This window comes from uncultured Sphaerotilus sp. (assembly GCF_963924895.1).
Taxonomy (GTDB): domain Bacteria; phylum Pseudomonadota; class Gammaproteobacteria; order Burkholderiales; family Burkholderiaceae_C; genus Sphaerotilus.
Genome location: NZ_CAWURG010000039.1, coordinates 38,745 through 57,284 on the forward strand (window position 1 = coordinate 38,745; position 18,540 = coordinate 57,284).

The 18,540-nt window shown below is 67.6% G+C and carries 18 protein-coding genes; 14 read left to right on the forward strand and 4 right to left on the reverse strand.

The genetic code is table 11. The features are described 5' to 3' along the window. Positions 1-51: 51 nt before the first annotated feature. Complete coding sequence (rfaE1, locus tag AABN02_RS14580; RefSeq protein WP_338415653.1) at positions 52-981, forward strand: D-glycero-beta-D-manno-heptose-7-phosphate kinase; 930 nt, start codon at positions 52-54, stop codon at positions 979-981. After that, entirely contained in the window at positions 978-2,000 is a 1,023-nt protein-coding gene (rfaD, locus tag AABN02_RS14585; RefSeq protein ID WP_338415654.1) for an ADP-glyceromanno-heptose 6-epimerase, read from the forward strand. Before rfaE1 ends, rfaD begins: the two co-directional genes overlap by 4 nt. Here the strand turns inward: rfaD and AABN02_RS14590 are convergent. From AABN02_RS14590 to xdhA, 4 genes are read right to left on the reverse strand one after another with little or no spacing between them, the layout of a single operon-like run. Beyond that, positions 1,933-3,003, reverse strand: coding sequence for an acyltransferase (locus AABN02_RS14590; RefSeq protein WP_338415655.1), 1,071 nt, complete (start codon positions 3,001-3,003; stop codon positions 1,933-1,935). The genes rfaD and AABN02_RS14590 overlap by 68 nt on opposite strands. A 41-nt stretch (positions 3,004-3,044) precedes the next feature. Next, positions 3,045-3,902 (reverse strand): xanthine dehydrogenase accessory protein XdhC, encoded by an 858-nt coding sequence (xdhC, locus tag AABN02_RS14595; RefSeq protein WP_338415656.1) that lies wholly within the window; start codon positions 3,900-3,902, stop codon positions 3,045-3,047. Further along, the gene (gene xdhB, locus AABN02_RS14600) at positions 3,899-6,226 is read right to left on the reverse strand and encodes a xanthine dehydrogenase molybdopterin binding subunit (protein WP_338415657.1); all 2,328 of its coding nucleotides are present in this window, start codon (positions 6,224-6,226) and stop codon (positions 3,899-3,901) included. Before xdhB ends, xdhC begins: the two co-directional genes overlap by 4 nt. Beyond that, positions 6,223-7,719, reverse strand: a complete 1,497-nt coding sequence (gene xdhA, locus AABN02_RS14605) for a xanthine dehydrogenase small subunit (RefSeq protein ID WP_338415658.1) — start codon at positions 7,717-7,719, stop codon at positions 6,223-6,225. The genes xdhB and xdhA overlap by 4 nt, the downstream gene beginning before the upstream one ends. A gap of 50 nt (positions 7,720-7,769) precedes the next feature. On the opposite strand from xdhA, the gene guaD reads away from it, so the two are divergent. The 12 genes from guaD to mlaE all read left to right on the forward strand — a co-directional run bounded on the left by guaD (position 7,770) and on the right by mlaE (position 18,527). Next, positions 7,770-9,131 carry a guanine deaminase gene (guaD, locus tag AABN02_RS14610; RefSeq protein ID WP_338415659.1) on the forward strand — a complete coding sequence of 454 codons (1,362 nt, stop codon included), beginning with the start codon at positions 7,770-7,772 and terminating at the stop codon, positions 9,129-9,131. Between the two features lie 82 nt (positions 9,132-9,213). Then, positions 9,214-10,734, forward strand: a complete 1,521-nt coding sequence (locus AABN02_RS14615; RefSeq protein WP_338415660.1) for an ABC transporter ATP-binding protein — start codon at positions 9,214-9,216, stop codon at positions 10,732-10,734. Further along, a complete protein-coding gene (locus tag AABN02_RS14620; protein WP_338415661.1) occupies positions 10,721-11,794 on the forward strand; it encodes an ABC transporter permease in 1,074 nt (357 codons plus the stop codon). The genes AABN02_RS14615 and AABN02_RS14620 overlap by 14 nt, the downstream gene beginning before the upstream one ends. 5 nt (positions 11,795-11,799) lie before the next feature. Then, positions 11,800-12,720: an ABC transporter permease gene (locus tag AABN02_RS14625; RefSeq protein WP_338415662.1), complete on the forward strand. Its 921-nt coding sequence runs from the start codon at positions 11,800-11,802 to the stop codon at positions 12,718-12,720. Between the two features lie 71 nt (positions 12,721-12,791). Continuing rightward, positions 12,792-13,952 carry a BMP family ABC transporter substrate-binding protein gene (locus AABN02_RS14630; RefSeq protein ID WP_338415663.1) on the forward strand — a complete coding sequence of 387 codons (1,161 nt, stop codon included), beginning with the start codon at positions 12,792-12,794 and terminating at the stop codon, positions 13,950-13,952. Positions 13,953-14,118: 166 nt separating this feature from the next. Then, on the forward strand, positions 14,119-14,547 hold the full coding sequence (gene rplM, locus AABN02_RS14635) for a 50S ribosomal protein L13 (RefSeq protein ID WP_338415664.1): 429 nt from the start codon (positions 14,119-14,121) through the stop codon (positions 14,545-14,547). A 9-nt stretch (positions 14,548-14,556) separates the two neighbouring features. Continuing rightward, a complete protein-coding gene (gene rpsI, locus AABN02_RS14640) occupies positions 14,557-14,949 on the forward strand; it encodes a 30S ribosomal protein S9 (protein ID WP_179632796.1) in 393 nt (130 codons plus the stop codon). 228 nt (positions 14,950-15,177) lie between these two features. Then, entirely contained in the window at positions 15,178-15,813 is a 636-nt protein-coding gene (locus tag AABN02_RS14645) for a DUF6776 family protein (RefSeq protein WP_338415665.1), read from the forward strand. A gap of 69 nt (positions 15,814-15,882) precedes the next feature. Continuing rightward, on the forward strand, positions 15,883-16,317 hold the full coding sequence (locus tag AABN02_RS14650; RefSeq protein WP_338415666.1) for a polymer-forming cytoskeletal protein: 435 nt from the start codon (positions 15,883-15,885) through the stop codon (positions 16,315-16,317). 35 nt (positions 16,318-16,352) lie between these two features. Further along, positions 16,353-16,727, forward strand: coding sequence for an iron-sulfur cluster insertion protein ErpA (gene erpA / locus AABN02_RS14655; RefSeq protein ID WP_338415667.1), 375 nt, complete (start codon positions 16,353-16,355; stop codon positions 16,725-16,727). A gap of 166 nt (positions 16,728-16,893) precedes the next feature. Further along, positions 16,894-17,742 (forward strand): ABC transporter ATP-binding protein, encoded by an 849-nt coding sequence (locus tag AABN02_RS14660; RefSeq protein WP_338415668.1) that lies wholly within the window; start codon positions 16,894-16,896, stop codon positions 17,740-17,742. Beyond that, complete coding sequence (gene mlaE / locus AABN02_RS14665; RefSeq protein ID WP_338415669.1) at positions 17,739-18,527, forward strand: lipid asymmetry maintenance ABC transporter permease subunit MlaE; 789 nt, start codon at positions 17,739-17,741, stop codon at positions 18,525-18,527. Before AABN02_RS14660 ends, mlaE begins: the two co-directional genes overlap by 4 nt. Positions 18,528-18,540 lie beyond the last annotated feature (13 nt).

An 18,540-nucleotide genomic window follows, 5' to 3' on the forward strand; every position in this document is an offset into this window, starting at 1 on the left:
TCGGCCTGTTTCCGCTAGGATCCCCAGCTCGATTCCTTGCCTAACTTTGCCGTGTCGCTTTCACGATCCTCTCTCCAGCGGGCCCATGTCCTCGTCGTCGGCGACGCCATGCTCGACCGCTACTGGTTCGGCTCCGTCGACCGCATCTCCCCAGAGGCGCCGGTCCCCATCGTGCGCGTCACCCGCGAGGAAGAGCGCCTGGGCGGCGCCGCCAACGTCGCGCTCAACGTCAAGACGCTCGGCGCGCAATGCACGCTGCTGACCGTCGTCGGCGAGGACGAGCCCGCGCGGATCCTGCGCCGCCTGCTGGAAGAGCAGGGTGTCACCACCGTGCTCGGCAGCGATCCGGCCCTTTACACCATCGTCAAGCTGCGCGTCATTGGCCGTTCGCAGCAGCTCATCCGTATCGATTTCGAGAACCAGCCCGAGCACGAGGTGCTGCAGCAGATGCTCACCGACTACGGGCGGGTGCTGCCTGACCACCAGGCAGTGCTGTTCTCCGACTACGGCAAGGGCGGCCTGACCCACATCCCGCGCATGATCGAGCTGGCGCGTGCCGCGGGCAAGCCGGTGCTGATCGATCCCAAGGGCAGCGATTACCAGCGCTACGCTGGCGCCACCGTGGTCACACCGAACCGGGCCGAGCTGGCGCAGGTGATCGGCGCGTGGTCGGGCGAGGCACAGCTGCATGAACGCGCACAGAACCTGCGGCGCACACTCGGCCTGACCGGTCTGCTGCTGACCCGCTCGGAAGAGGGCATGACGCTCTTCGATGACGCCGGCCACCTGGATGTGCCGGCGCAGGCGCGCGAGGTCTTCGATGTCACCGGGGCGGGCGACACCGTCATCGCCACGATGGCCACGCTGCTGGCCGCTGGGCTTCCCCTGCGCGACGCTGTGCCGATCGCCAACCGCGCCGGCAGCATCGTGGTCGGCAAGTTCGGCACGGCCAGTGTCAGTTACGAGGAGTTGTTCGCATGAGAGTCGCAGTCACCGGCGCTGCCGGCATGATCGGCAGCAATCTGGTCCACGGGCTGAACCGCCTGGGCGCCAAGGAAGTCATCGCCGTCGATGACCTGACGGACGGGCCGAAGTACCGCAACCTGCTGGGCTCGACGCTCGCCGACTACTTCGACAAGGACGAGTTCTACACGCGCTTTGCCGCGGGCGAGCTTGGCCACATCGATGCGATCCTGCATGAAGGCGCCTGCTCCGACACCATGGAGCACAACGGCAAGTACATGCTGGAGACCAACTACCGCTGCTCGAAGACGCTGCTCGACGCTTGCCTGGCGCAGGGCACGCGGCTGCTCTACGCAAGCTCAGCCGCGACCTACGGCGGCAGCGACACCTTCCGCGAGGAGCCGGCCTTTGAGGCGCCGCTGAACGTCTACGGCTATTCCAAGCTGCTGTTCGACCAAGTGGTGCGGCGGTATCTGCCGACGCTGCGTTCGCAAGGTGGCACGCAGGACGGACAGGTGGTCGGTTTCCGCTACTTCAACGTCTACGGCCCGCGCGAGCAGCACAAGGCCCGCATGGCCAGTGTCGCCTTCCACCACTTCCACCAGTTCCGCCAGCACGGCCACGTCAAGCTCTTCGGCGAGTACAACGGCTACGCGCCGGGCATGCAGTCACGCGACTTCGTCTACGTCGATGACGTGGTGGCGGTGAACCTGTGGTTCCTGCAGCACCCGGACCAGAGCGGCATCTTCAACCTCGGCAGCGGCCGGGCACAGCCGTTCAACGATGTGGCGCACGCGACGGTCAACGCCTGCCGGTCGCTGGAGGGCCTGCCGGTGCTGACGCTGGCGGAGCAGATCGCGCAGGGACTGGTGAGTTACATCGATTTTCCGGATGCGCTGCGGGGCAAGTATCAGTGCCTGACTCAGGCGGACCTGACGCGGCTGCGGGCCACGGGGTGTGACCATGCGTTCAGCGATGTGGGGGCAGGTGTGGCGCGCTACGTGGCGTGGCTGGACGCCCTGGCGGGCGCGGTTTGAACCCCAGGGCGGGTTTTTCGACCAGATACCAACTGGAGATGGCCGCCGCGAGGGACAGAACGGTGGTCCATGCCACCACCGCCCAGACATCCATGGTTACCTTCTGCATCACCAGTTGCTGGATCGGCCATGCATACAGGTACAGGCCGTAGGACACGTCGGTTTTCTGGAACACCGCGGTCATGGGCAGCTTGACCTGACCCAGCCAGAACAGCAGATAGACCCAAGGCAGCGCCATGGCCAGCGGGGCTGTGAGGGGGGTCAGCATGAGGACCGCGAAAAGCACGGCCGCCAGCGCGGCTGCATCGGCGCGCAGGGTGATGCGGTCACGGTACAGGTAGAACAGGACACCGGCCAGGTAGAAGCCGAAGAACCGGATGTGGTTGCCCGCCACGAACCAGGCGGTTTTCAGCAGGCTCTTGCCCATGGACTGGTAGACCGGGTCCAGCGACACGTGCAGACAATAGAGTGCCAGCACGCCTGCGAACAGGCCCGCCACCCGGGTCCGCCGCTGCAGCCAGCCCAGGCTGCCGACCAGACCCAGCAGCACATAGCAGACGAATTCATAGTGGATGGTCCAGAGCGCGCCATTGACCAGCGGGTAATGACTGCCTTGAAAACCGGGGTAATCGAAAATCAGAAGGCTCAGTTTGGCGAAAAACTTGACCGGAGAAAATGCATTGAAGAATTCGCTGGAGCCCCACGGACCCAGTACCAGCATGCTGATCAGGACAGCAGCCAGGAAGCCCGGTGCAATGCGCAGCACCCTCTTTTTCAGGTAAATCCGCCAGACCGGTGCCGACATCCAACTGGCCGTGATGAGGTAGCCGCTCAGGATGAAAAATGAATTGACGGCAAACTCGCCGAAGCTGTAGCTGCCGAACAGCCGGGTCAGCAGTTCCCTGCTGCGGTTGCCGTCAATCAGCTCAGGCCCGTGGGAGACGATCACCAAGAATGCGAAGACAAGCCGCAGCAGGTTGAAGTTGTTTTCTCGGACTTGCATGCGCCGGGGCCTCGTCTTGCCAGTTTGGGTAATCCCCCAGCTTAAGGAGTGTGTTCGGTGTTGTCCAGCGCGGACCTTTGCGCCGACTGACGGGCTGTCTGCCAGTTCAGCAATTGCGCCGTGACGGCGACGGCCAGCACCGCCGGCTCCTTGCCGGCGATGCCCGGCAGCCCGATCGGACACGTCATCCGCGCCAGCACCGCGCCAGACAGGCCCCGCGACTCGAACCGGTGCAGAAACCGCGCCCGCTTCGTCCCGCTCCCGATCAACCCGCAAAAGCTGAAATCCCCCCGCCGCAGCACCGCTTCCGTGATCCGCTCATCCAGGTCATGCCGGTGCGTCATCACCAGATAGAACGCCCCCGGCGGCGCCAGCGCGACCTCGGCTTCCGGCGTGTCCACGCACACCCGCTCGATGTGCGGCGGCTCGGCGCCCGTCAGCAGGGGGAATTCGTCCTCGCGCTCGTCGACCCACTGGACGCGGCAGTCGATGTCGGCAAGCAGCCGCACGATCGCGCGGCCGACATGCCCGGCGCCGTGCAATTGCAGGAAGAAGCGCGGCTGCGGCGCTGGCCAATCGGCCAGAGCGGCTTCGGACAGCGCTTGCAGCCGCAGCACGACCCGGCCACCGCAGCACTGCCCCAGCGCCGGACCCAGCGGCAGATCCAGGTCCCGCGGAGCGAAAACCGCCTGGCGCAGACCTTCCCGCGCCGCCGTGATCGCCAGCAACTCCAGATGCCCGCCGCCGATGGTGCCGAGTACGGCGTCCTCGGCGACGACCATGCGCGTGCCCGTCTCGCGCGGGGTCGAGCCGCGGTGCGACAGGATCTGCACCTCGACCGCGCGCCGTCCCTGCGCGAGCCAGCGCCGCGCTTCAGCCTCCAGTACGCCGGGCGTCATCCGGCCTGCGCCGCCTGGACAGACTCGATCGCGTCGAGGATGGCCTCGCTGGTTGCCGGCGCCCGCAGCGGCGGATCGATCTGGTGCTCGCCCACCGCCGACACCGCATCGCGGATCGCCAGGAACACGCTGAACGGCAGCAGCAGCGGCGGCTCGCCCACGGCCTTGCTGCGGTGGATGCTGTCGGCCGGGTTGCGGTGGTCGTAGAGCCGGACGTTGAAGGCGCCCGGTGTGACCGGCACGTCGTTGGCGGTCGGGATCTTGTAGGTGCTGGGTGCGTGGGTGAGCAGCAGGCCGGCGTTGCGCGAGCCGTCCATTGGCTGCCAGCGCAGTTCCTCCGTGGTCAGCCAGCCCATGCCCTGCACGAAGGCGCCTTCGATCTGGCCGATGTCCACAGCGGGGTTCAGCGACGCGCCGACATCGTGCAGCGCATCTGCCCGCAGCAGCCGCCACTCGCCGGTCAGCGTGTCCACGACGACTTCGCTCAACGCCGCGCCGTAGGCGAAGTAGTAGAAGGGCTTGCCCTGCAGCTTCTCGCGGTCCAAGTGCAGGCCGGGGGTGGCGTAGAAGCCGTCGCTCCAGAGCTGGATCCGCGCGGCGTAGGCCTGCGCGACGAGGTCGTCGAAGGCCATCGCGTGGGCGCCCGCGGTGACCCGGCCGTCGGCGAACTGCACCGTGCCGACCGGCACCAGCCAGCGCGCCGCAATGAGCTGCGCCAGCCGGAGCACGATCTGCCGCGCGGCGTCCTGCGCGGCCTTGCCGTTGAGGTCGGTGCCGGTGGAGGCGGCGGTGGCGGAGGTGTTGGCGACCTTGTGCGTGTCGGTGGCGCTGACCCGCACGCGCTCGAAGGCGATGCCGAGTTCATGCGCGACGACCTGCGCGACCTTGGTGTTCAGCCCCTGGCCCATCTCGGTGCCGCCGTGGTTCACGAGCACCGAGCCGTCGGTGTAGACGTGGACCAGCGCGCCGGCCTGGTTGAAGTGCGCGACGTTGAAGCTGATGCCGAACTTGATCGGCGTGAGCGCCAAGCCGCGTTTCAGCACCGGGCTGGTGGCGTTGAAGCTGGCGACCTCGGCGCGGCGCTGGCGGTAGTGGGCGGTGTCGGCGAGTTCCGTGACCAGCGGGGCGATGATGTTGTCTTCGACGGTCTGGCCGTAGGGGGTGACGTTGCGCTCGGTCGTGCCGTAGAAGTTGGCGCGGCGCACCTCCAGCGGGTCGAGCCCGAGCCGGCGCGCCACCGAGTCCAGCACCATCTCCACCGCCAGCGCCCCTTGCGGCCCGCCGAAGCCGCGGAAGGCGGTGTTGCTCTGCGTGTTGGTGCGCGCGCAGTAGCCACGCAGGTCGACGTTCGGCAGCCAGTAGGCATTGTCGAAATGGCACAGCGCCCGCGTCATGACCGGCGCCGACAGGTCGGCCGACGCGCCCGCGTTCGACACCATCTCCACGTCCGCGCCGAGGATCCGCCCGTGGTCGTCGTGGCCGATGCGGTAGCGGAACTCGAAGCCGTGGCGCCGGCCGGTGATCAGGAAATCGTCGTCGCGGTCCGGGCGCAGCTTGACCGGGCATTGCAGCCGGTGCGCGGCGATCGCGGCGACGGCGGCGAACACGGCCGACTGCGACTCCTTGCCACCAAAGCCGCCGCCCATGCGCCGGCACTGCACCTGCACCTGGTGCGCCGACAGCCCGAGCGCGTGTGCGACGACGTGCTGCATCTCGGTCGGGTGCTGGGTCGAGCTGTGGACGAGCAGACCGTCGTTTTCCTGCGGGATGGCGCAGGCGATCTGGCCTTCCAGGTAGAACTGCTCCTGCCCGCCGAGGCTGAAGCGGCCGTCGAGTTGGTGCGGCGCGCTGGCGATGGCGGCTTGCGCGTCGCCTCGGACGAGGTGCATTGGCGGCACGACGTACTGCTGCAGCGCGTGGGCTTCCAGCGGGTCGAGCACGGCGGGCAGCGGCTCGATCGTCGCCACCTGCGCGGCGAGGGCGGCGGCGCGGCGGGCTTCGCCGCGACTGCGGGCGATGACGGCGAACATCGGCTGGCCGCGCCACGTCACGGTGTCGCGGGCGAGGATCGGGTCGTCGTGGACGATCGGGCCGCAGTCGTTGGTGCCGGGGATGTCGGCGGCGCTCAGCACGGCGACCACACCGGGCATGGCGCGCACGCGGTCGAGGTCGAGCGCCAGCAGCCGGCCGTGTGCGAGGGGTGACAGACCGAGCGCAGCGTGCAGCGTGCCGGCGACTTCGGCGATGTCGTCGATGTAGGGCGCGGCGCCCGCGACGTGCAGGTGCGCCGACTCGTGCGGGCGGGAGGTGCCGACGGTGCTCATGCGCGGGTCTCCGGGTGGATCGGGACGGTCAGGCGCGGGGTCCAGACGGTGGTGTCTTCGGGTGGCAGAGGATCGTCAGGCCGTGTCTCGAGCCACAGCCGGCGCAGCAGGTTGGCGCTGACCTTCAGCCGGTAGGCGGCGCTGGCGCGCAGGTCGCTCAAGGGGCGGAAGTCCTGCGCGAGCGCGGCCTGCGCGGCGACGAGCGTGGCCTCGGTCCACGGCTGGCCGAGCAGAGCGGCCTCAGTCTGCGCAGCACGTTTGACGATGGCCGCCATGCCACCGAACGCCAGCCGCACCTCGGCCACGCGGTCCCCGTCGAGCCGCAGCGCGAACGCGGCGCAGACGGCGGAGATGTCGCTGTCGTAGCGCTTGCTGATCTTCCAGGCGCGGACCTGCGTGCCGTCGGTCGGCTTCGGCACGACGAGCCGCGCGACGAACTCACCGGGCTGCAGCGCGTTCTGCATGTAGTCGAGGTAGAACGCCTGCAGCGGCATCGTGCGCTCCACCGCGCCGCGCCGCAGCACGATGTCCGCCCCCAACGCGATCAGCACCGGCGCGCTGTCCCCGATCGGCGAGCCGTTGGCGACGTTACCGCCCATCGTGCCAGCGTGGCGGATCGGCGGCGAGGCGAAGCGCTGCCAGACCTCGCGCAGCGTCGGCACCGCGTCGGCCAGCGTGCGCCAAGCGTCTTCGAGCGAGGCGGCGGCGCCAATGTGAATTGCGTCGGCGGTGGCCTCGATGCGCCGGAGTTCGGCGACGCGGCCGATCCACAGCGGCTCGCCGATGTCGCGGAACTGCTTGTTCACCCACAGCGCGACGTCGGTGGCGCCGGCCACGATGCGGGCGTCCGGGCGGGCCAGTCGCTGCGCGGCGAAGTCGTCGAGCGTCAGCGGCGCGGTGTCGGCGGCCAGCGTGTCGAGCTGCTGGCGCAAGGTGGCGCGGTCGATCGGCGCGGCCGGCGCGTCGAACATCTGCTCGCCCGCGTCCACGATCGGCCGATAGCCGGTGCAGCGGCACAGGTTGCCGGCGAGGTCGTCGGCGAGCTGCTGGCGCGTCGGGCGGGTGCCGGCGGCGCAGTGCTCTTCATAGATGCCGGTCATCGTCATCGCGAAGCCCGGGGTGCAGAACCCGCACTGCGAGCCGTGGCAGGCGACCAGTGCCTGCTGCACCGGATGCGCGGATTGGCCGTGCGCGGCGGCGATCGGCTTCAGGTCCTCGACGGTGAGCACCGCGCAGCCATCCAGCGTCGGCAGGAAGCGCAGGCAGGCGTTGACATTGCGGATCGCCACGCCGCCCGGCGCTGCGTCGTCGCGCTCGGCCACCAAGACGGTGCAGGCGCCGCAGTCCCCTTCGTTGCAGCCTTCCTTGGTGCCGGTGCAGCGCGGGCGGGCGTCCTCGCGCAGCCAGTCGAGCAAGGTGCGGGTGGGCGGGGCGCCGGTCACGTCGTGCAACGTCCCGTGATGGAAGAAGCGGATCGGGTGAATCGGTGTCATGGGGAGGACCATACTCCAAGGTGTAAGCACTCTGCATGCCACCGACTGCGATGACCACTGCCGTGAATCCTCCCGTGAGTCCCGTGAGTCCCGTGAGTCCCGTGAAGCTCGCGCTGCGCGCCGACCTGCTCGATTTCACCGCCGACCCAGGCTGGAATGCGCCCGACGCGGCGCCCGGCGTGCGCTGGCGCCCGGACCACTGGCTGCTGGTCGAGGACGGCAAGATCCTCGGCGCCGAGCCGGCCGGCGTCTTCACCCCCGGCCCGGACTGGCAGACCGAAGACCACCGCGGCCGCCTGCTGCTGCCCGGCTTCATCGACACCCACGTCCACAGCCCGCAGCTCGACGTCATCGCCAGCTTCGGCACCGAGCTGCTCGACTGGCTGAACACCTACACCTTCCCGGCCGAGCTGCGCCACGCTGATCCGGTCGTCGCGGGGCAGGGCGCCGAGACCTTTCTCGATGCGCTGCTGTCGCACGGCACGACCACGGCGGTCGTCTTCCCCACCGTGCACCGCACCTCGGCCGACGCGCTGCTGTCCGGCGCGCACCGCCGCGGGATGCGCCTGATTGCCGGCAAGGTGCTGATGGACCGCCACGCGCCGGACGGCCTGCGTGACGACGTGGTCGGCGCCGAACGCGACAGCCGCGAACTGATCCACCAGTGGCACGGCACCGGGCGGCTGTCCTACGCGATGACCGTGCGCTTTGCCCCGACCAGCACGCCCGAGCAGCTCGCGATGGCCGGCCAGCTGATGCGCGAAGTGCCCGGCCTCTACATGCAGACCCATGTGGCCGAGAACCGCGCCGAGGTCGCTTGGGTCGCCGAGCTGTTCCCCGAGGCGCGCAGCTACCTCGATGTCTACCACCGCGCCGGCCTGCTGAACGAACGCGCCGTGCTCGCCCACGGCATCTGGCTCGACGATGCGGACCGCCAGTTGCTCGCCGACACTGGCGCCCAGATCGCGCACTGCCCGAGTTCGAACCTCTTCCTCGGCAGCGGCCTGTGCGCGTGGCCGGAGCTGGAGGCGGCCGGTGCGCGGGTCACGCTGGCCAGCGACGTGGGCGGCGGCACCAGCCTGTCGATGCTGCGCACGCTGGCGGATGCGTACAAGGTGCAGGCGATGCGCGGCGTGAAACTCACCGCGTGGAAGGCGTTGCACGGCGCGACGCTCGGCGCCGCACAGGCACTTGGGCTGGACCACGAGATCGGTTCGCTCGACGCCGGCCGCACCGCCGATCTGGCGCTGTGGGACTGGGCGCACGGGCCGGTCGCGTTGCACCGCGACGGGCGGGCCCGGAAGCTGCATGAGCGGGTGTTCGCCTGGATGACGCTGGGCGACGAGCGCAACCTCGCGGCCACCTGGGTCGCGGGTCACGCGATTTTCCGGCGTCCAGGGGCTGAACCGTGACGGTTTCCATGACAATGCGCACCGCTTCAGTGCGCCACAACACGCAACGCTCTGCGCGACGACTTTCATTCGGAGTCCGTTCATGACCGCTCCCCCCCGCCTGGAACTCCTGGGCATCACCAAGCAGTACCCTGCCGTGCGCGCCAACGATGGTGTGGCGCTGACGGTGGCGCCTGGGCAGATCCACGCCGTGCTGGGCGAGAACGGCGCGGGCAAGTCCACGCTGATGAAGATCATCTACGGCGCGGTGAAACCCGACGCGGGCGAGATCCGCTGGAACGGCCAGCCGGTGCAGATCGCGAGCCCCGCTCACGCCCGCGCGCTCGGCATCAGCATGGTCTACCAGCACTTCTCGCTGTTCGACACGCTGACCGCGGCCGAGAACGTCTGGCTCGGCCTCGACAAGGCGATGTCGCTGGCGCAGGTGGTCGAGCGCATCCGGGCGGTGGCGGGCGAGTACGGGCTGGATGTCGATCCGCTGCGCCCCGTGCATTCGCTGAGCGTTGGCGAGCGCCAGCGTGTCGAGATCGTGCGTGCGCTGCTGACGAACCCGAAGCTGCTGATCCTCGACGAGCCGACCTCGGTGCTCACCCCGCAGGCGGTCGAAAAGCTGTTTGTCACCCTGCGCAAGCTCTCCGCCAACGGCTGCTCGATCCTCTACATCAGCCACAAGCTCGACGAGATCCGCGCGCTGTGCCACCACTGCACCGTGCTGCGCGGCGGCAAGGTGACGGGCGAGGTCGATCCGACCAAGGAAACCAACGCCTCGCTGTCCCGCCTGATGATCGGCGCCGAGCCGCTGCAGTTGCAGCACCGGCCGGCGAAGCTCGGCGAGGTCGCGCTGGCGGTGCGCGGGCTGGCGCTGCTGAAGGAAGACCCGTTCGGCACGACGCTGGAGCGCATCGGCTTCGAGGTGCGGGCAGGCGAGATCGTCGGCATCGCGGGCGTGTCCGGCAACGGGCAGCAGGAACTCATGGCCGCACTGTCCGGCGAGGACCGGCGTGCCCCGGCCGGCTCGGTCACGCTGTTCGGCCAGGACATCGCGCAGGCCTCGCCCACGGCGCGGCGGCGGCAGGGCCTGCATTTCGTGCCGGAGGAGCGCCTCGGCCGCGGCGCGGTGCCGACGCTCTCGCTCGCGCACAACGTGCTGCTGACCCGCACCGAAGGGGTCAACCGCCGCACCGGCTGGCTCGACATGGCGGCGATCCGCGCGCAGTCGGCCGAACTGATCCGGCGCTTCAACGTCAAGGCGGGCGGGCCGGAGTCGGCGGCGAAGTCGCTGTCGGGCGGCAACCTGCAGAAATACCTCGTCGGCCGCGAGATCGCCGCCAACCCGAAGCTGCTGGTCGTCAGCCAGCCGACCTGGGGCGTGGACGTGGGCGCGGCGGCGCAGATCCGCGGCGAGCTGCTGGCGCTGCGCGACGCGGGCTGCGCGCTGCTGGTGGTGAGCGAGGAACTGGACGAGCTGTTCGAGATCTGCGACCGGCTCGTCGTCATCGCGCAGGGCCGCGTGTCGCCGTCGATCGCGACCCAGGACGCCACCATCGAGCGCATCGGGGCCTGGATGTCGGGATTGTGGGAGCGTGACCATGTTGAAGCTTGAAGCGCGGCCGCAGCCGTCGCGGGTGATGTCGCTGGCGTCGCCGCTGATCGCGCTGGTGCTGACGGTGCTGATCGGCATCGCGCTGTTCGCCCTGCTGGGCAAGGATCCGGTGAAGGGTCTGCAGGTCTTCTTCGTCGAGCCGGTGAAGAACGCGCGGGCGCTGTCGGAGCTGGCGGTGAAGGCGGTGCCGCTGGTGCTGATCGCGCTGGGGCTGGCGGTGTGTTTCCGCTCCAACCTGTGGAACATCGGGGCCGAGGGGCAGTTCATCCTGGGGGCGATGGGCGCCGGCTGGGTGGCGCTGCAGGCGGATGCGTCGTCGTCGAAGTGGATCGTGGTGGCGATCCTGGCGGCCGGCGTGCTGGGCGGCATGGCCTGGGCGGCGATCACGGCATTGCTGCGTGACCGCTTCAACGCCAGCGAGATCCTCGTCAGCCTGATGCTGGTCTACGTGGCGGAGATGCTGCTGAGCTACTTCGTCTACGGCCCGTGGAAAGACCCGCAGGGCTTCAACTTCCCGCAGACCATCACCTTCGCCGCGCCGACCAAGATCCCGCGCCTGATCGACGGAATGCGGGCCAACATCGGCGTGCTGATCGCGCTGGGGCTGGTGGCGGCGTTCACGGCCTTCCTGTTCCGCACCTACCGCGGCTTTGCGCTGCAGGTGGGTGGACTGGCGCCGGCGGCGGCGCGCTACGCGGGCTTCTCGTCGCGCGGGGCGCTGTGGACGGCGCTGCTGGTGTCGGGCGGCATGGCGGGGCTGGCGGGCGCGCTCGAAGCTGCCGGTCCGCTCGGGCAGCTCACGCCGTACGTGCCAGTCGGCTACGGCTTCGCGGCCATCATCGTCGCCTTCGTCGGGCGGCTGCACCCGGTGGGCATCGTCTTCTCTGCCGTGCTGATGAGCATGTTCTACATCGGCGGTGAACTCGCGCAGTCGCGCCTGGGCCTGCCCAAGGCGCTGACCGGCGTGTTCCAGGGGCTGCTGCTGTTCACGCTGCTGGCCTGCGACACGCTGATCGCCTACCGCATCCGCTGGACCGGGACTGGGAGTGCCAAGCCATGAGTGGGATGAACGAATACGCCTTGCTGCTGGCCGCCTCGCTCAATGCGGGCACGGTGCTGGCCATCGCCGGCCTCGGGCTGCTGATCAACGAGCGGGCGGGGGTGCTCAACCTGGGCGCCGAGGGGATGATGCTGGTCGCGGCCATCGCCGGGTTCGCCACGTCGGTCCACACCGGCAACGACTGGCTCGCCTTTGCGGCCGGCGCGGGCGCGGGGGCCTTGATGGCAGCGGCCTTCGGCGTACTGGTGATCTGGCTCAACACCAACCAGTACGCCACCGGCCTCGCGCTGAGCCTGTTCGGTGCCGGTTTCTCGGCCTTCGTGGGGATCCGCTACACCCAGGAAAAGCTCGCTGAACGGCCGAAGTTCGACATCCCCGTGCTGTCCGACATCCCCTTCATCGGCCCGGCCTTTTTCAAGCAGCACCCGATGGTCTTCCTGACGATCGCGCTGATGGTCGGGCTGGTGTGGTTCCTCTACCGCTCGCGGGCGGGACTCGTGCTGCGCGCGGTCGGCGAGTCGCCCGAGTCGGCGCACGCGCTGGGCTACCCGGTGCGGCGCATCCGGCTGCTGGCGGTGATGGCGGGCGGGGCGCTGTGCGGGGTCGCGGGCGCGTATCTCTCGGTGATCTACACGCCGCTGTGGGTCGAGGGCATGACGGCCGGCAAGGGCTGGATCGCGCTGGCGCTGACGACCTTCGCGACCTGGCGGCCGGTGCGCGTGCTGCTGGGCGCCTACCTGTTCGGCGGCGTGACGATGCTGCAGTTCCACCTGCAGGGCGAAGGGGTCGAACTGCCGAGCCAGCTGCTCACCGCGCTGCCCTATGTCGCCACCATCGTGGTGCTCGTGCTGATCTCGCGGAACCCCGCGTGGATCCGCGCCAACATGCCGGCGTCGATCGGCAAGCCGTTCTTCCCGGGTTCCTGAGCGGATTCGATAATCCGCTGTTCCATTGCGTTGCGTTGTTCACCCATTGATTGACTGACGAAGGAGAAACCATGTCGAAGCTCTCGAAGCGCGCCCTGATCCGGGCATCCGGATGGGCCGCACTGGCCGCCACCGCCGCACTGGTCGGCTGTGGCAAGAAGGAAGAAGCGGCGCCTGCCGCTGCGCCCGCATCCGCACCGGCTGCGGAAGCGCCCAAGAAGCCCGATCCGCTCAAGGTCGCCTTCGCCTATGTCGGCCCGGTGGGTGACGCCGGCTGGACCTTTGCACACGACAGCGCCCGCAAGGCGGTCGAGGCCGAGTTCGGCGACAGGATCACCACCACCTTCGTCGAGAACGTGCCCGAGTCCGCGGACGCCGAGCGTGTCATGCGCGACCTGGTCGGCCAGGGCAGCAAGCTGGTCTTCGGTACCACCTTCGGCTACATGGAGCCGATGCTCAAGGTCGCCGCCGACACGCCGGACGTCAAGTTCGAGCATGCCACCGGCTACAAGTCGGCGCCGAACATGCGCACGTACGACAGCCGCACCTACGAGGGCGCGTACATGGCCGGTGTCATCGCCGGCTCGATGACCAAGTCGAACACGCTGGGCGTGGTCGGCTCGATCCCCATCCCCGAGGTGATCCGCAACATCAACTCCTTCACCCTCGGTGCGCAGAGCGTGAACCCGAAGATCAAGACCAAGGTGGTCTGGGTCAACAAGTGGTTCGATCCGCCGAAGGAAGGCGAGGGCGCGGGCAGCCTGATCTCGGGCGGCGCCGACGTGCTGTTTCAGAACACCGACTCCAGCGCCGTGCTGCAGAAGGCCGAGGAAAAGGGCAAGTACGCCTTCGGCTGGGACTCGGACATGAGCAAGTTCGGCCCGAATTCGCACCTCGCCTCGGCGGTCATCAACTGGACGCCGTACTACAAGAAGGCCATCAAGGACACGCTGGACGGCACCTGGAGCACGGGTGGCGTGTGGTGGGGCGTCAAGGAAGGCGCGATCGACATCGTGGCCATCTCCGACAAGGTGCCCGCCGAGGTCAAGGACAAGCTGGCCAAGGTCAAGGCCGGCCTGACCGACGGCAGCTTCGTGATCTGGAAGGGCCCGATCGTCGGCCAGGACGGCAAGGAGATCCTGAAGAAGGGCGCGGTCGCCGACGACAAGTTCATGTCGGGCATCAACTTCTACGTCAAGGGCGTCGAAGGCAAGGTGCCGAGCGGCAACTGATCGCGGGCCTGAACGGCTCTGTTGTGCTACAGTCGTGGGCTTTTCCGCCCACGGCTGCGCGGACAAAGGGATGGTCAACATCCACGAAGACCCGAGAGGCTGCACTCACAAGCAGCGCCGAAGGCTTCGACAGCAGCCAGCAAACCGAACTGCAAAGAGATTTGCCATGAAGACTTTCAGCGCCAAGCCGGCTGAAGTCGTGCATGACTGGTTTGTGATTGACGCGACAGACAAGATTCTCGGACGGGTGGCCAGCGAAGTCGCCCTCCGCCTGCGCGGCAAGCACAAGGCAATCTACACGCCTCACGTGGATACCGGTGACTACATCGTCATCGTCAACGCGGACAAGATCCGTGTGACCGGCAACAAGGCCGAACAGAAGGTGTACTACCGTCACTCGGGTCACCCGGGCGGTATCTACGGCACCAAGTTCAAGGACATGCAGGCCAAGCACCCCGGCCGCGCCATCGAGAAGGCCGTCAAGGGCATGCTCCCGAAGGGTCCGCTGGGCTACGCGATGATCAAGAAGCTGAAGGTCTATGCCGGTGGTGAACACCCGCACGCCGCTCAGCAGCCCAAGTCGCTGGACATCTAAGGAGCCGTCATGATTGGTGATTGGAACTATGGCACGGGCCGTCGCAAGTCGTCGGTCGCACGTGTCTTCATCAAGAAGGGCTCCGGCCTGATCACGGTCAACGGCAAGTCGGTCGAAGAGTACTTCGGCCGCCAGACCTCGATCATGATCGTCAAGCAACCGCTGTTCCTGACCAACAATGTCGAAACCTTCGACATCAAGGTCAACGTGCATGGCGGCGGCGAGTCCGGTCAAGCCGGTGCGGTGCGTCACGGTGTGACCCGCGCCCTGATCGACTATGACGCGACGCTCAAGCCCGAACTGAGCCACGCCGGCTTCGTGACGCGCGATGCGCGTGAAGTCGAGCGGAAGAAGGTCGGTCTGCACGGCGCCCGTCGCAGGAAGCAGTTCAGCAAGCGCTGATCGAATTTCCGATCTCGGCGATTCAAAGGACGCGACGGCGTCCCGCGAACAAGGGCCACCTCAGGGTGGCCCTTTTTGTTGGTGTATCGTGCGGAAAGTGTGTCACTTTCCACAAAGGATGCGTCGGCTCGTATCGAGGCTGCTCAAGCTATGCGATGGAAACTTCTGCGCCGACGCTGGTCGGTGAGTGCCCCACGGGTCACGGTACGCAGCCGGACGCCGTGGCCGTTGCGCTGGCTGCTGCTGGCCGTGGTGATGGGGGGCTCGGCGGCGCTGGCGCTGTGGGCCTTCGAGTTCGGCAAGGAAATCACCGGGCTGGACCACGATGCCCGGACCGAACTGGTGAGCCTGCGCGAAGAGATCTCCCGCCTGCGCGACGAGCACGACCGGGCGGTGTCCGTGGCCAACACCGCCGACAGCCTGCTCAAGGCCGCGCAGGCCACCCAGGAGAGTCTCGCGGCACGGGTGAAATCGCTGGAGGCCGAAAACCTCGCGATGACACGGGATCTCGGCTTCTTCGAGAAACTGATGCCCGCCCGCGACGATGGCAAACCGCTGGCCGTGCGCGGTCTGCAGGCCACGCTGGATGGCCCCGGACGCCTGCGATACCAGGCGCTGCTGATGCAGGCGGTCGGTCGGTCCGGCGAGATCAAGGGTCGCTACGATCTGGTGATCACCGGGTCCCAGGAAGGGCGGCCCTGGGCACAGACCGTGAGCAAGCCCGGGCAGTCCATTGAAATGAAGCAGTACCAACGTCTGGAAGGTGTGGTCGACTTGCCGGCCGGCGTCGTGGTAAAACAATTGGAAATCAAGGTTCTGGACGCTGCGGGGAAACTGCAGGCGTCCGAAGTCGCGCGCATGTGAGCCTTGTCGTCTTCGGCCCGCTCGAGTTCCGCCCCTGCGGCACCCCCATTTCATTCAGGACAACCACCCATGTTCGGCTCCAAGAAACAGCCCGCCATCCGCAGCCTGATCGGTGAAGGTACTGTGATCCAGGGCACCTTGCGTTTCAGCGATGGCCTGCGCATTGACGGCGAGATCCAGGGCGATGTGGTCGCCAGCGCCAATGACACCAGCATCCTCGTGATCAGCGAGAAAGCCAAGGTCACCGGCACGGTCAAGGCGGGTCATGTCATCATCAACGGAACCGTCATCGGCCCGGTCGAGTCGAACCATCTGCTGGAATTGCAACCCAAGGCGCACATCCAGGGTGATGTTGTCTACGAGGCACTCGAAATGCACCAGGGTGCTACCATCGAAGGCGCTTTGCACCGCATCTCCTCCGGGGGCGCTGGCAGGAGCACCGGATCGGCCACCCTCGAGGACAAGCCTTCTCTGAAGCTGCTGGCCACGGGCAATGACAAGTAATTGATCTTCTGTAAGAACGCTAACCGGAGTCGCCCATGAGCGCCGTCGCCGAAATCATCGATACCCCTGAATTCGACATGCCCGCCCCGATCATCTTCACCGACAGCGCTGCTGCCAAGGTGGCTGATCTGGTCGCTGAAGAGGGCAATCCTGAACTCAAGCTGCGCGTGTTCGTGCAGGGTGGTGGCTGCTCCGGCTTCCAGTACGGCTTCACGTTCGACGAGATCGTGAACGACGACGACACCGAGATGCACAAGAACGGTGTGACGCTGCTGATCGACGCGATGAGCCTGCAGTACCTGACGGGCGCCAAGATCGACTACAAGGAAGATCTGCAGGGCTCGCAGTTCGTCATCCAGAACCCCAACGCCACCACGACCTGCGGTTGCGGATCGAGCTTCTCGACCTGACCTGACGCGGGTTGCCCCACGCTAGGCCGCCTCCGGGCGGCTTTGTCGTTTTTACGCAGTCCGGCTTGATCCGCTGTTCTTCAAACCGATCCCCGTGCTTTCCCCTATCATCGCTGACAGCACCGCGGTCTCCCGCGGGTTGCATCCACCGCTCGCGCCCTCGCCCGTGCCACCTGCATCGAACCTCGCATCCTCTGCTGTCACCGCTCCTTCGCCGCTTGTCGAGTTGCGTGGCGTGACCTGCGGCTATGGTGAGCGCATCATCCTGAAGGATGTGAACCTGACGGTGCCGAGAGGGTCGGTCGTGGCGTTCATGGGCACGTCGGGCGGCGGCAAGACGACGGTGCTGCGCCTGATCGGCCGGCAGCTGGGCGTGATGTCGGGGCAGGTGCTGTTCGATGGCACGGATGTCGCCGGACTCGACCGCGCTGGTCTGATGGCGATGCGCCGGCGCATGGGCATGCTGTTCCAGTTCGGCGCCCTGTTCACCGACCTGTCGGTGTTCGACAACGTGGCGTTCCCGCTGCGCGAGCACACCGACCTGACCGAGACCATGGTGCGCGATCTGGTGCTGATGAAGCTCAATGCGGTCGGCCTGCGCGGTGCGCGTGACCTGCTGCCGAGCCAGATCTCCGGCGGCATGAGTCGGCGTGTAGCGCTGGCCCGGGCGATCGCGCTGGACCCGGACCTGATCATGTACGACGAACCCTTCGCCGGGCTCGACCCGATCTCGATGGGCGTCGCGGCCCGCCTGATCCGCGAGTTGAACGATGCCCTGGGCGTGACCAGCATCGTCGTGTCGCACGATGTGGACGAGACCTTCTCGATCGCTGACCATGTGGTGTTCATCGCCAATGGTGGGATCGCCGCGCAGGGCACACCCGACGAGTTGCGCAAGACCGACGATCCGCTGGTGCGGCAGTTCGTCGATGCCGCGCCGGACGGCCCGGTGCGCTTCCACTATCCCGCCACCTCGGTCGGTGAGGACTTCGGTTTGCGTGGAGGTGCACGATGAGCGGTATCGCGGACATGCTGACAGCGATCGGGCAATCGGTGCGCGGCAGCCTGACCGACATCGGCGAGGCCACGCGCCTGATGGGGCGCCTGGTGGCGCTGATGCCGGCCACGCTGGCACGGTTCCGGCTGGTGGCCGACCAGATCTTCTTTCTGGGCAATTACTCGCTGGCCATCATCTCGGTGTCCGGGCTGTTCGTCGGCTTCGTGCTCGGGCTGCAGGGCTATTACACGCTGCAGCGCTACGGTTCTTCCGAGGCGCTCGGCCTGCTGGTGGCGCTGTCGCTGGTGCGGGAGCTTGGTCCGGTGGTGACCGCGCTGCTCTTTGCCGGCCGGGCCGGCACCGCGCTCACGGCCGAGATCGGCCTGATGAAGTCGGGCGAGCAGTTGGCCGCGATGGAGATGATGGCCGTCGATCCCGTGCTGCGGGTGCTCGCGCCGCGCTTCCTGGGTGGCCTGATCGCCATGCCGCTGCTGGCGGCGGTGTTCAGCGCCGTGGGCATCATCGGCGGCTGGCTGGTCGGCGTGATGCTGATCGGGGTCGATTCCGGGGCGTTCTGGTCGCAGATGCAGAGCGGTGTCGACGTGTTCCAGGACGTCGGCAACGGCGTCATCAAGAGCATGGTGTTCGGTCTGACGGTGACCTTCGTGGCGCTGTTGCAGGGTTACTTCTGCAAGCCGACCCCCGAGGGCGTGGCGCGTGCGACGACCCGCACGGTGGTGATGTCCTCGCTGGCCGTGCTGGGGCTGGACTTCGCGCTCACCGCGCTGATGTTCTCGATCTGAAGTTCCCCGTCTG

Coding starts and splice junctions, on each gene's coding strand:
- rfaD (WP_338415654.1), top strand. CDS start 978: ATGAGAGTCGCAGTCACCGGCGCTGCCGGCATGATCGGCAGCAATCTG.
- AABN02_RS14590 (WP_338415655.1), bottom strand. CDS start 3,003: ATGCAAGTCCGAGAAAACAACTTCAACCTGCTGCGGCTTGTCTTCGCA.
- xdhC (WP_338415656.1), bottom strand. CDS start 3,902: ATGACGCCCGGCGTACTGGAGGCTGAAGCGCGGCGCTGGCTCGCGCAG.
- xdhB (WP_338415657.1), bottom strand. CDS start 6,226: ATGAGCACCGTCGGCACCTCCCGCCCGCACGAGTCGGCGCACCTGCAC.
- xdhA (WP_338415658.1), bottom strand. CDS start 7,719: ATGACACCGATTCACCCGATCCGCTTCTTCCATCACGGGACGTTGCAC.
- guaD (WP_338415659.1), top strand. CDS start 7,770: ATGACCACTGCCGTGAATCCTCCCGTGAGTCCCGTGAGTCCCGTGAGT.
- AABN02_RS14615 (WP_338415660.1), top strand. CDS start 9,214: ATGACCGCTCCCCCCCGCCTGGAACTCCTGGGCATCACCAAGCAGTAC.
- AABN02_RS14620 (WP_338415661.1), top strand. CDS start 10,721: ATGTTGAAGCTTGAAGCGCGGCCGCAGCCGTCGCGGGTGATGTCGCTG.
- AABN02_RS14625 (WP_338415662.1), top strand. CDS start 11,800: ATGAACGAATACGCCTTGCTGCTGGCCGCCTCGCTCAATGCGGGCACG.
- AABN02_RS14630 (WP_338415663.1), top strand. CDS start 12,792: ATGTCGAAGCTCTCGAAGCGCGCCCTGATCCGGGCATCCGGATGGGCC.
- rplM (WP_338415664.1), top strand. CDS start 14,119: ATGAAGACTTTCAGCGCCAAGCCGGCTGAAGTCGTGCATGACTGGTTT.
- rpsI (WP_179632796.1), top strand. CDS start 14,557: ATGATTGGTGATTGGAACTATGGCACGGGCCGTCGCAAGTCGTCGGTC.
- AABN02_RS14650 (WP_338415666.1), top strand. CDS start 15,883: ATGTTCGGCTCCAAGAAACAGCCCGCCATCCGCAGCCTGATCGGTGAA.
- erpA (WP_338415667.1), top strand. CDS start 16,353: ATGAGCGCCGTCGCCGAAATCATCGATACCCCTGAATTCGACATGCCC.
- mlaE (WP_338415669.1), top strand. CDS start 17,739: ATGAGCGGTATCGCGGACATGCTGACAGCGATCGGGCAATCGGTGCGC.